This is a genomic window from Winogradskyella sp. PC-19 (assembly GCF_002163855.1).
Classification (GTDB): Bacteria; Bacteroidota; Bacteroidia; order Flavobacteriales; family Flavobacteriaceae; genus Winogradskyella.
In genome coordinates this window covers 2,584,275-2,596,406 of record NZ_CP019332.1, presented here as the reverse complement: position 1 = coordinate 2,596,406, position 12,132 = coordinate 2,584,275, and the positions used below count along the sequence as shown (strand labels likewise).

The 12,132-nt window shown below is 33.7% G+C and carries 13 protein-coding genes; 5 read left to right on the top strand and 8 right to left on the bottom strand.

Going from position 1 to position 12,132, the window contains the following annotated elements:
• Position 1: 1 nt before the first annotated feature.
• The 4 genes from BTO05_RS11940 to groL all read left to right on the top strand — a co-directional run bounded on the left by BTO05_RS11940 (position 2) and on the right by groL (position 3,298).
• Positions 2-898 (top strand): hypothetical protein, encoded by an 897-nt coding sequence (locus BTO05_RS11940; protein WP_087492889.1) that lies wholly within the window; start codon positions 2-4, stop codon positions 896-898.
• On the top strand, positions 891-1,229 hold the full coding sequence (gene secG / locus BTO05_RS11935) for a preprotein translocase subunit SecG (RefSeq protein ID WP_087492888.1): 339 nt from the start codon (positions 891-893) through the stop codon (positions 1,227-1,229). The genes BTO05_RS11940 and secG overlap by 8 nt, the downstream gene beginning before the upstream one ends.
• 143 nt (positions 1,230-1,372) lie before the next feature.
• Positions 1,373-1,648: a co-chaperone GroES gene (gene groES / locus BTO05_RS11930; RefSeq protein ID WP_087492887.1), complete on the top strand. Its 276-nt coding sequence runs from the start codon at positions 1,373-1,375 to the stop codon at positions 1,646-1,648.
• An 18-nt stretch (positions 1,649-1,666) separates the two neighbouring features.
• The gene (gene groL / locus BTO05_RS11925; RefSeq protein ID WP_087492886.1) at positions 1,667-3,298 is read left to right on the top strand and encodes a chaperonin GroEL; all 1,632 of its coding nucleotides are present in this window, start codon (positions 1,667-1,669) and stop codon (positions 3,296-3,298) included.
• A 132-nt stretch (positions 3,299-3,430) separates the two neighbouring features.
• Here the strand turns inward: groL and BTO05_RS11920 are convergent, their stop codons facing one another.
• The 6 genes from BTO05_RS11920 to xrtF form a co-directional block, all read right to left on the bottom strand.
• Positions 3,431-4,606 carry a cytochrome-c peroxidase gene (locus BTO05_RS11920; RefSeq protein WP_087492885.1) on the bottom strand — a complete coding sequence of 392 codons (1,176 nt, stop codon included), beginning with the start codon at positions 4,604-4,606 and terminating at the stop codon, positions 3,431-3,433.
• Between the two features lie 179 nt (positions 4,607-4,785).
• A complete protein-coding gene (locus BTO05_RS11915; protein WP_198295229.1) occupies positions 4,786-5,148 on the bottom strand; it encodes a heavy-metal-associated domain-containing protein in 363 nt (120 codons plus the stop codon).
• Positions 5,149-5,237: 89 nt separating this feature from the next.
• Positions 5,238-7,475, bottom strand: coding sequence for a TonB-dependent receptor (locus BTO05_RS11910; protein WP_087492884.1), 2,238 nt, complete (start codon positions 7,473-7,475; stop codon positions 5,238-5,240).
• Positions 7,476-7,542: 67 nt separating this feature from the next.
• Positions 7,543-7,947: an HYC_CC_PP family protein gene (locus BTO05_RS11905; RefSeq protein WP_087492883.1), complete on the bottom strand. Its 405-nt coding sequence runs from the start codon at positions 7,945-7,947 to the stop codon at positions 7,543-7,545.
• Between the two features lie 49 nt (positions 7,948-7,996).
• Entirely contained in the window at positions 7,997-8,425 is a 429-nt protein-coding gene (locus tag BTO05_RS11900; protein WP_087492882.1) for an exosortase F system-associated membrane protein, read from the bottom strand.
• Positions 8,418-8,972, bottom strand: coding sequence for an exosortase family protein XrtF (gene xrtF, locus BTO05_RS11895; protein WP_087492881.1), 555 nt, complete (start codon positions 8,970-8,972; stop codon positions 8,418-8,420). The genes BTO05_RS11900 and xrtF overlap by 8 nt, the downstream gene beginning before the upstream one ends.
• A 94-nt stretch (positions 8,973-9,066) precedes the next feature.
• Between xrtF and BTO05_RS11890 the strand changes: the two genes are divergently transcribed.
• Positions 9,067-9,525, top strand: a complete 459-nt coding sequence (locus BTO05_RS11890; protein ID WP_087492880.1) for a GAF domain-containing protein — start codon at positions 9,067-9,069, stop codon at positions 9,523-9,525.
• 1 nt (position 9,526) lies between these two features.
• On the opposite strand, the gene BTO05_RS11885 is transcribed toward BTO05_RS11890, so the two are convergent.
• Together BTO05_RS11885 and BTO05_RS11880 are read right to left on the bottom strand one after the other, a co-directional pair.
• On the bottom strand, positions 9,527-10,780 hold the full coding sequence (locus BTO05_RS11885; protein WP_087492879.1) for an ABC transporter permease: 1,254 nt from the start codon (positions 10,778-10,780) through the stop codon (positions 9,527-9,529).
• 82 nt (positions 10,781-10,862) lie between these two features.
• On the bottom strand, positions 10,863-12,113 hold the full coding sequence (locus BTO05_RS11880) for an ABC transporter permease (protein ID WP_087492878.1): 1,251 nt from the start codon (positions 12,111-12,113) through the stop codon (positions 10,863-10,865).
• Positions 12,114-12,132 lie beyond the last annotated feature (19 nt).

The following is a 12,132-nucleotide window of genomic DNA, read 5'->3' as shown; positions in this document are numbered from 1 at the left end:
CATGCAATTACAAGAACTTACATCTATACTACAATACCCAGAAACTCTAAAAACAGAGAAAATTGGTGAGCTTAAAACTTTAGTAGATAGGTATTCTTACTTTCAGCCTGTTCGTGCACTGTACCTTAAGGCTCTTAAAAACAAAGACAGTTACAAATACAACAACGCTCTAAAAGTAACTGCTGCACATACAACTGACCGCAGTGTTTTATTCGATTTCATTACCTCTGAAGTTTTTAATCAGAATGAGATATCGCAACAGATAAAACAAAATTCAGAATATATAAAAAATATCGAAGTTAATGCGATAGACGACATCTCTATAAATAGAAGTGTTACAATTGACGATGCTTTGAAGAGACAAGTTGAAGCTACTGATGGTGTTTTAGACCCAAATCTATTTGAGGAAAAAGAAGTTGAAAGACAAAACATTCCATCTTTTAAAATTTCTGGAAACATAACAAATCTCGACCCAATTGAAGAAAAACTTCAAATAGGAAAACCTTTAGAATTCTCTTCTTCTGAAACACATTCATTTTCAGAATGGTTGAAAATTACAAGCTTTAAACCTATTGACAGAAGTCAAAATCAAATAGAAAACGAAGCACCTATAAGTAACAAATTAGAAGCTATTGACAAGTTTATTACTGAAAACCCAAAAATAAAACCTACTGCAAATACACCAAAGCCAAAATTAGTCAACAACGAAGAAAGCACTGATGACAGCTTAATGACAGAGACTTTGGCACGTATTTACTTAGAGCAAAAAAACTATGAAAAGGCCATTCAATCTTACCGAATTTTAAGTTTGAAATATCCAGAAAAAAGTAGTTTCTTTGCAGACCAAATTAAGGCAATAAAAGAATTAAGAGAACATAATAATACAAACAATGACTAAGTTTACAATATTTTTGGTATTAATCGTAGTGGTAGCATTTTTACTAGTAGTAGTAATTATGGTACAAAATCCAAAAGGTGGTGGATTATCATCTTCTTTCGGTGGTGGCGGTACACAACAATTAGGTGGTGTAAAAAAGACAGGTGACTTTTTAGATAAGAGTACATGGTTTTTAGCAACACTTTTAATTGCATTAATATTATTATCTAATATTACAATTGATGGTGCTGGCGGAGTAAGTGATTCTAAGGCATTAGATGCAGACGACACTACAACTCAACAACCTGTTACACCTCCAGCTACAACTGACGATTCAAATACAGGAAGTTAATTATAAGTTTCAAAACGATATCAAAAGCCAACTTTTTACAGTTGGCTTTTTTGTTTCTGCAACTTTGTCAGTCATTAATACTTGGCATAATTTTCGAACTACGCTTCGCGTAAATTTAAATTAATAACTAAAAAATATAACAAATGGCTTTAAACATTAAACCATTAGCAGATAGAGTTCTTGTAGAACCTTCAGCTGCTGAAACTAAAACGGCCTCTGGTATAATAATTCCAGATAACGCAAAAGAGAAACCACAAAAAGGGACTGTTGTTGCCGTAGGTAATGGTAAAAAAGACGAACCTTTAACAGTAAAAGTTGGTGACACTGTACTTTATGGAAAATATGGCGGAACAGAACTTAAACTTGAAGGTAAAGACTATTTAATGATGCGCGAAAGCGACATTTTAGCAATTGTTTAATTAGAAAATTAAAATAAAATGGCAAAGGATATAAAATTTGATATTGAAGCACGCGACGGATTAAAGCGCGGTGTGGATGCATTAGCAAATGCAGTAAAAGTAACTTTAGGCCCAAAAGGTCGTAATGTAATTATTAGCAAATCATTTGGTGCACCGCAAGTGACTAAAGATGGTGTGTCTGTAGCAAAAGAAATTGAGCTAGAAAACGAATTGGAAAACATGGGTGCTCAAATGGTTAAAGAAGTTGCTTCTAAAACCAATGATCTTGCTGGTGATGGTACGACCACTGCAACTGTTTTAGCACAAGCTATCGTAAAAGAAGGTCTAAAAAATGTTGCTGCTGGCGCAAACCCAATGGATTTGAAACGTGGTATTGATAAGGCTGTACTTTCTATCACTGCTGATTTAGAAAAGCAGGCAAAAAAAGTAGGTAACTCTTCAGAAAAAATTGAACAAGTTGCCTCTATTTCTGCAAATAACGATAACACAATTGGTGAGTTAATCGCAAAAGCTTTTGGAAAAGTTGGCAAAGAAGGTGTAATTACTGTAGAAGAGGCAAAAGGAACAGATACATATGTAGATGTTGTTGAAGGTATGCAATTTGACCGTGGTTATTTATCACCATATTTTGTTACTGATTCTGATAAAATGATTGCTGATTTAGAAAATCCATACATCTTATTATTTGATAAGAAGATTTCTAACTTACAAGAAATACTTCCAATACTAGAACCAGTAGCACAGTCTGGTCGCCCATTATTAATAATCGCCGAAGACGTCGAAGGACAAGCCTTAGCAACTTTAGTAGTCAACAAATTACGTGGTGGATTAAAAATTGCTGCTGTAAAAGCACCTGGATTTGGTGACAGACGTAAAGCCATGTTAGAAGATATCGCTATCTTAACTGGTGGTGTTGTTATTTCTGAAGAAAGAGGTTTCTCTTTAGAAAACGCTGACCTTACTATGTTAGGTACTGCAGAATCTGTAATGATTGACAAAGACAACACAACAATTGTTAACGGAAGTGGAAAATCTTCAGATATAAAAGCACGAGTTAACCAAATCAAAGCACAGATAGAAACAACTACTTCTGATTATGACAGAGAGAAGCTTCAAGAGCGTTTAGCTAAGTTAGCTGGTGGTGTTGCCGTACTATATGTTGGCGCTGCTTCTGAAGTAGAAATGAAAGAAAAGAAAGACCGTGTAGATGATGCTTTACATGCAACACGTGCTGCAGTAGAAGAAGGTATCGTTGCTGGTGGTGGTGTAGCTTTAGTTCGTGCTAAAAAGACACTAGAAAAAATTACAACAGATAATCTAGACGAAACTACAGGTGTACAAATCGTAAACAAAGCGATTGAAGCACCTTTACGCACTATCGTAGAAAATGCTGGTGGTGAAGGTTCAGTTGTCATCAACAAAGTATTAGAAGGTAAAAAAGACTTTGGTTACGATGCCAAATCTGAAGATTACGTAGACATGCTTAAAGTGGGAATTATTGACCCTAAAAAAGTAACACGTATTGCCTTAGAAAATGCAGCTTCTGTTGCTGGAATGATTTTAACTACTGAATGTGCTTTAGTAGATATTAAAGAAGATACGCCTGCAATGCCTCCAATGGGCGGCGGCGGAATGCCTGGCATGATGTAATCCGTAGCACGGATAGGCAAAGAATTCACTCTTGCGTGATGCTCTTTGATAAAAACTAAAATAAAATTGAAAAGCCCTTGATTTAATATTCAAGGGCTTTTTTTGAATTACAGCTTTATATATTGAATTAAACTAAAAAGGATCACTCCATTTTACTTCAGTATTAACACTAGTATCTGTTAATGTTTTTAGAAATGCCACCAAAGCGGCTTTTTCTGTCTCTGTAAAGTTTAAGCGAACAGGATTACCATTATTATCAGTCAATGCTGGTGATAATGTCGGATGACTTTGTATACCACTATTATAATGCTCGACAACTTCTTCAAGTGTTGCAAACCTTCCGTCATGCATATAAGGTGCAGTCAACTCAATATTACGCAAAGTACTTGTCTTAAAACGACCTACAAAAATAGGGTTATTAAATACATCACCTGCACCATTATCGGTAGTTAATAAATCTAGTCCGTTATTTTGCGGACCTGGATTTGCACTAACAAATGCTTCTGTTGTATGACAACCAAAACAGGCACCACCACCATTTGGAATAGTCTGAAAAAATAAATTTTTACCTAAATTCTCTTCGGCTGTAAAGTTAGAAAAGTTTGCACCTGGCGCTGCAGATACAACTCTACCTGCATCATATTTACTCGAATAGCTTACAATACTTCTAACAAATTGTGATAACGCTTTTGAAATTTTATCGCTATCAATATCTTCTGTACCAAAGGCACTTTCAAATAATTCAGGATAATAAGATTGTTCTTGCACTGTGCTTACAACTTCTTCCAAAGTCATTCCCATTTCAACTGGGTCTTGAAACGGCATTAACACTTGTTCTTCTAGAGTAGTAGCTCTTTCGTCCCAGAAAAAACGACCACGTTGGTAATACCTAGAATTTATTAAGGTCATCGAATGACGTCCAGTAAAACCCCCATCAAAACCAATACTTAAAATGGCGTCATCCGAAAAACCTTTATCTTGTTTATGGCAAGATGCACATGCTGTAGTACCATTTGCACTTAATTTTTTATCATAGAAAAGTACGCGACCTAATGTTGCACCTTCATTGGTAATTGGATTATCGTTTGGGGTATTATCAATACCATTAACAGACGTTGGTAAAGGTTGACCAGGTAAATCTGTAGTAAAATGATTTGGTAAATTTAAACTCTCATAATCAAAAGACTGATCTGGTAAGTTTAAAATACTATCATTAGTCTCAACAGGTTCATAACCCTCATTATCGTTACATGAGAAAAAACAAAGCGTAAAAAGGAATAATAGACGTAAAATGATTGATTTGGACATATTGATTTAATTAGTGTTTTCAATTTAGACTACAGTAACTAACAAAAGTTTAATCTCATTAAAATAAAATAAGCCCTTTATTAAAATTCAAGGGCTTATTTCATGAAGTTTCGTTGAAAATTATCAGAAAATCAAGCTTTTAAAAAACAAAAAGCTCGATTACAAATCAGGCTTTTCTATTAATTTTCCTCATTTTCATGGTCTTTCTTAACATCATCATCTCGATAACGACAACATGGATGTACAGAGTTATATTGTTCTTCTGTGGCTTTAATAATTTTTGTGTCGTGACCTACTGAGGCTAATTTTTTTGAAATGGTTTCCAAATCAGTTTTACGTTCATCAAAAATGAGCTTTAACTCATGTGTTTTTACACTCCAAATGCCAGATTTTACACCTTTGGTGCGTATGGCTGCCTTCTCGATACGTTCTTTACACATACCGCAAATACCATCTACTTCAATAGTTTTACGTGCGTTTTTGTCTTGAGCAAAAGCTATTACGGTGAATAGCATTACTGTTAGTGTTAGTAGTTTTTTCATGTTGTTAATTATTAATTTTTTCATTCAGAGCGAAAGCAAAGCATCAAATTTTTGAGATCCCTCATTTAATTCGGAATGACATTTAATTATTATTTTATTTTAAAGCGTAATCCTGCGTAATACAAATTTCCAAAAATCGGACCATATACAAAGTTAGTATCAAAATTTGAACCAAATGGATTATCTGCACTAATTATTGGGTTTGGTTGTCTAACATTGGTCACATTCTCGCCGCCAACATATATTTCAAATTTAGGAGAAAACACTTTGGTAACTTGCAAGTTTAAAGTACCGACTGTTGGCGAAAATTCATCGACTTGAAATTGAGGTACACTTAGACTAGTGTTAGGAAAACGTTGTTCACTGACCCAATTGTAAGTGGCATCAAATTTCCAATGGCTGCCACTTTCTTTTAATTTAGTTTCATAGGCTGCATTTGCAAAAAAACGATGACGAGATACTAATGGTTTTTGCAAACGTCCAGAATCGTAATCGGTTTGTACATCGTAAAATTTGTATGCCGTTCTTAAATCAAAATTTTCAAAAGCATTGTAATTTACTTCGACTTGAAAGCTATTAGCAAAACTCTTTCCATCTAAATTATAAAAACTAATTTCAAAAGGGTTTTCCCAATCTGTGACGACTTGATTTTGAAAATCTGTACGATAAAAGTCAAATGTTATATCGCCTTTTTGACCAAAAAGGTTAAAACCTTGCAAGTAACTTATACCATAATTCCATGCAATTTCTGGGTCAAGTCCATAAATTTTTCCGCCTTCATTTCTAATATTTATTTGTCTTGAGCTAGCAAACATATTTTGAGTTTCGGCAAAAATATTAGCACTTTTTATACCGCGACCGGCAGAAATTCGCCAAGCAGATTTCTCCCAAGGTGTATAACGCAAATGTAAACGTGGTGTCACAAAAAAACCAAAACGGTTATGTTGGTCAGCTCGTAAGCCTGCGGTTAGTGTTAAGTTTTCTAAATCGTCATAAGCATATTCAAAAAAACCACCAAAGGAATTTTCAATACGCTGATACGTATTTATATTTACCAACTCGTCATAATCGTCTAAAGTAAAACTAAGTCCTGTTTTAATTTTATGCCTAGAGTCAGAAATAATGGTGTTATACACCAAATTGCTATAAAAGCTATTGTGCTGTATATCATAGATATTCAACCCAAAATAAGAGTCTTGTCGATGATGACTATAGGCTGTTTGAAACCCTATACTCTGCCAAGGTACTTCGGGGTTTACATAACCTAACTTTGTGGTTATCTCAAAACGTTCCGTATTAATTTCGCTTCCCCATGCATTAGTCGTTCCTGTGTCATTTTCGGGATTAAAGCTTACTTGTCCAGCTTGCTTTTCGTCATTTAAATATCTTAGATTTATAAAACTCACAATCCCTTTTTCGCCATTAACATATTGCCAACGATTCATAATATTAATCTGATTGTAAAGTGGCATATCTAAGAAGTCATCATTATTAACATCGTGATTTTCCTGATGTGTGTTACCGTGTAAGTACAAACCTGTACTCCACTTATCACTTAGTTTGGTATTAAAATGGGTGTTTAATTCTACACGTTCGCTAGTTGCTGCATAGAGATTTACAAACAAATTATTGTCTGTCATTGGCTTAACCAATTCGGCATTTATTTGGCCAGCTATACTTTCATAACCATTAACAACACTACCAGCACCTTTTGTAATTTGAATACTTTCGACCCAAGTTCCTGGTATAAAACCTAAACCATAGGCTTGTGATGCACCACGGATTGCAGGGATATTTTCTGTCGCTATTAAAATATAAGGCGAACTTAAACCCAACATTTTTATTTGACGCGAACCAGAAACCGCATCGGCAAAATTGACATCTATTGATGGATTGGTTTCAAAACTTTCGGATAGATTACAACATGCCGCTTTGAGTAGCTCGTCACTACTAACCGTAAACGTATTGGTCGCTTTTAGATACGATTTTGCTGTAGCTTGTTTACGAGACGTTATTGTTACTTCGTCCAAACTCGATGTAGATTTTAGGACATGACGAATGGCTTTATTCGATGTAATTGTAAGCGTGTCTGTTTTAAAACCTACATAACTAATTACAAGTTTTTTGTATAATGATTGATAAGAAATTGAAAAAGCGCCATTCTCATCAGTCATCGCTCCAACGCTAGTATTTAACCAAAAGACGTTTGCGCCAGCTAGTGGAATTTCTTTATCTTCAATAGACTCTAAAATCACACCTTCGAGCTTGTCTTGAGCATGAATTATACTTGCCAAAAATATAGCACAGTATAAGATATATGTTTTCATTTAATTTGTTTTGATGTTATAATTTGAAACAAGATTGTTTCATGTTCTATTAGTTAAAAGAATAACATCAAATTAAAAAAACCTCCTCTAAGAGCTGAATATCATAAACAATATTAGGTGGTGAGTAATCTTTATTAGGAATTATTTGCTTTGGAAGACTTTCAAATAGCGAAACACAACTATATGCATAAGTCGCAATAAATAAATGTGTTGAAAATTCTAAATCGTCAAAACTGGCTCTATTTAATTCATCTTGTCCTTCTATAACATCTACCTCATCTTTACAGCATGGCTTTTTCTTTTTCGAAACCGCTTCCATATCCATTCCGCAGCCTTTTACTTCAGAGAATACAGCTGTATCAATTAAGGTATCGCCACAATAATGTTTTTCGACAGTGAAAGAAAATGTCGAAAGCAACACTAATACAGATAACGTTGTAGCAAAGATTTTATGTGATAGTAAGTATTTCACATTGCAAAATTACTAAATTTTGAATTATTACGAAGTTTTTACAACTTCCTTAACGCTTTAGCTTATAGTAGTATAAAGCAGGTAATAACAATAAAAGTATAATTGGCTGAATCAAAAAACGACGCACATTAAAAAACAGATAGTAATCTTCTTGACGTGGATTAATTACAAAGTATAAAAACGGGATTGTAAAACATATGTATCCTACTGCAAAAACTATTGCAGAAAACTTAATCATCTGCTTATCTAAAAAAGCACAATAAATTATACCTAATGATAATAATGAATTTATAAGATACCTTAAAAAAGTAAAGAAGACCAACTTAGCAACTTCTCGTCGAGGACTGTCTATGAATAAATAATCGTTTTCAAAGAAGATTAAATATGGGTCGTAAAACAATGTGTCTTCAAAAGCCCTCACCAAGACTAGCAATAACAAGAGCACAAAAACAATAATATATCGTAACGTTTTAGACATTGGAAGCTTTTACTTTTTTTGAAAAATGATTGACCCAATACATCCATAATAAGAAGACAAGACCATAAATCGCTAATGGAAAAATAACTTCGTGCATGAGTTCGCTTCTCCATGGATAATGATACAAGCCAACTGTTAATAATACTACTCGAACAAGGTTCATCGCATAAATTAAAACACTGCCTGCTAGTATAAATAAAAACGTCCGCTTAAAGGTGTCAGAGAATGCAATTACAAAAGCAACAAAAAGAATAATAACACTCATACCGTTACAGCCTTCAATGATTCTAGCTAAGCTCTTTTGGTTTACAATAACCAATAATGAAGGTTCTTCGAGCATTGGGACAATATTTGTTCGATAACCAAAACCGTTTAGAATTGTTTCTGTTTGCTTACCTACTAAATGTGTCATATAATCTGGATAGTATTTAGAATCTTCAGAAAAGTCTAAATAAAATTTATATCCAATAGACAAAACACCATATACTAAAACAAATGTGAGTATAAAGCGAATAACAAGTTTGTATTTTGTAAGTAATGCTCTCAAAGATGGACTTATGTTATTGTGCTGTTAAATTTATCGAATTTCGAATTTGAAACTAGCACTTTTTAGATATTTTTGACAAAATTTTAATTTAATAATGACTTTTACAGAATTAAAACCTCAAATAACAGACATAACTTCTAACACAACAACTACTGTTGACGAGAAACTTCTTAAAATATGTGAACTGCTTGAACAACACATAGAATACTACAATTGGGTTGGATTTTATTTTAAAAACGGTGATAAACACGAATTAAAACTTGGACCTTATGTTGGCGAACCAACAGATCATACTATTATCCCTTTTGGAAAAGGTATTTGCGGACAAGTGGCAGTTAGTAATCAAAATTTTGTGGTACCAGATGTAAAAGCGCAAGACAATTATATAGCGTGTAGTATTACCGTAAAAGCCGAAATTGTTGTTCCAATTTTTGTGAATGGTGAAAACTTAGGTCAGATAGATATTGACTCTAATACTGCTGACCCTTTTACAGAAGCTGATGAACGTTTTTTAGAGTTTGTTTGTAAAGAAGTGTCTAAACTAATAGGTTAAATTACATTCCAGTTCTTATCGCTTCAACAGGATCTAATCTTGACGCTCTTAAAGCAGGTATTACTCCAGAAATTAATCCTATAAGGGATGAGATTGAGCAACCTAATATGATATTACGTGTAGAAAGGACAAAATCAAAATCTTCGGCTAAATTACTAGCCACTAAAGTCCCTAACCAAACCATTAAAAGACCAACTAAACCTCCAACGATAGCTAGAATTACTGCTTCAAACAAAAACTGAAATAATATAAATCTGTTTTTTGCACCTAGAGATTTTTGAATTCCAATAAGATTAGTTCTTTCTTTTACACTAACAAACATAATATTTGCGATACCAAAACCTCCTACGAGTAGTGAAAAGAGACTTATCATCCAACCGATAAAGTTCATACTACCAATAATACCATCGATAGCATCCTTTAATCCAGAAATTACACTAATAAAAAAAGTGTCTATTTCATTAGGTTTAAGACCACGACGATTTCTCATTATTTGTGTAACCTCAGCTTTTAGTTCATCTATATCTGCATCTGGATTGGGTTTAATAATGACAATATTATTTATGTTTCTATTATTATCACCATATCGATTTCTAACAAAGTTAGCGGGTAGAAAAACAGAAACATCATTACTTGCTCCAAATAATCCAGAACCTTCTTTTTTGACAACGCCAATCACGGTAAACTTTTGGCCATACATTCTAATACGCTTTCCTAAAGGCTCAAGTTCTCCAAAGAGTGAATTGGCAATTTCATCGCCTATTACAATTACTGGTTTTCCTGAATTTGATTCGGATTCATTATAAAAACGCCCTTTTGAAAATTCTAAAGTTTGTATGTCAGCAAACTGATGTGATACGACAACTGTATTAACATTACTAACCACTTCTGACTCGTACCGTACACTTTCTGGTCTAACAAACAATTGATACGCTATATGTTCAGCTCCTGATAAATTATCTTTTAAGTAATTATATTCGGTGAAGTTTACCTTATCAAACTGTTGTCGTTTCCATCTAGGGACATCCGTTGGCCCAAAAGAAAAACGTGCCAAATACATGGTATTGCTGTCTAATGAACTTAATTGGGACTTGATATTTTTATCTAAGGAATCTACCGCAGCCAAAACTGCAATAATCGAAAATATACCAATCGTAACACCTAACAATGACAAAAACGTACGAAGTTTATTATTACGAAGTGCATTAAAAGCGAAAGAAAAACTTTCTTTTAAAAGTCTTAGATAGACAAACATTGATGGTTGATTTTATAAAAAATTAAAGATATAATCTCAGATTCTAAAAACTGTTACAGAAAGCTTAAAAATAAAAATGCAATTACATACCTGTTCTTATAGCTTCTACTGGATCTAATCGAGATGCTCTAATTGCTGGTAATACACCAGAAATAAGCCCAATAATAGTTGATAATCCAAAACCTAAAAGCATATTTTGAACAGACAAAACAAATTTAAAGTCTCCTGACATTCCTGATGCAACAAAGGTTAGAATCCATACCAAACCTAAGCCTACCAAACCTCCAACTACTGCTAAAATTGTAGCTTCAAATAAAAACTGAAACAGTATAAATCTATTTTTGGCACCTAAAGATTTTTGAATACCTATAAGATTAGTTCGTTCTTTAACGCTTACAAACATAATGTTTGCAATACCAAAGCCTCCAACCAATAACGAGAACAGACTTATCATCCAACCAATACCGTTCATGACACTGATAATACTATCTACGAAAGACACTAATCCTGCAAGTTTATTGACAAAAAAGTCATCCTCTTCATCTGCCTTTAAGCCTCTGTATATTCTAAATTTTTGCTTCAAAACGCTTTCAAAAGCGTCTATATCAATTCCTTCTTTCGGTTTTATAACGACAGCACCAGGCAGCCCATTTGCACCTCCATTTCTAAAACGTCGCACAAAATTAGCTGGCACAAAGGCCTTTACATCTGGTGTATCTCCTAGACCTTCTCCATATTTATCCAAGACACCTATAACAGTAAGCTTTCGTCCGTAAACACGTATTTGTTTACCTATAGGGTTATCGCTGTCAAATAAATTTTCAGCTAGTGTGTAACCCAAAACTATAACAGGAGCACCAGTTTCTGATTCTAATTCCGAATAAAAACGACCTTGTGATATTTTAAGATTATCTATGATATAAATACCTTCTGATATCGGAGTAACCTCTACATTACTTAAAGTTTCCGCTTGATATCGTATCGTTTCTCCTCCGCCAAAAATAACATATGCCGAAGCTTCAATATTATTAATATTCCTTCTTACAAATTCAAAATCATCATAATCTACTTGAGGGTAATTTTCACGTTTCCAACGTGGGACTTGGGTTGGTCCAAAAGAATATTTAGTAAGGTAAATTGTATTTTTATCTAAACCATCAAGACTTTCCTTGATGTTTCTATCTAATGAATCTACAGCTGCCAAAACAGCTATTATTGAAAATATACCAACTGTAACACCTAAAAGCGACAAAAACGTACGCAATTTATTGTTTCGCAAAGCATTTAGTGCAAAAGAAAAACTCTCTTTAAACAGGCGAAGATATACAAGCATTGGCCTTTAATTTTCTATA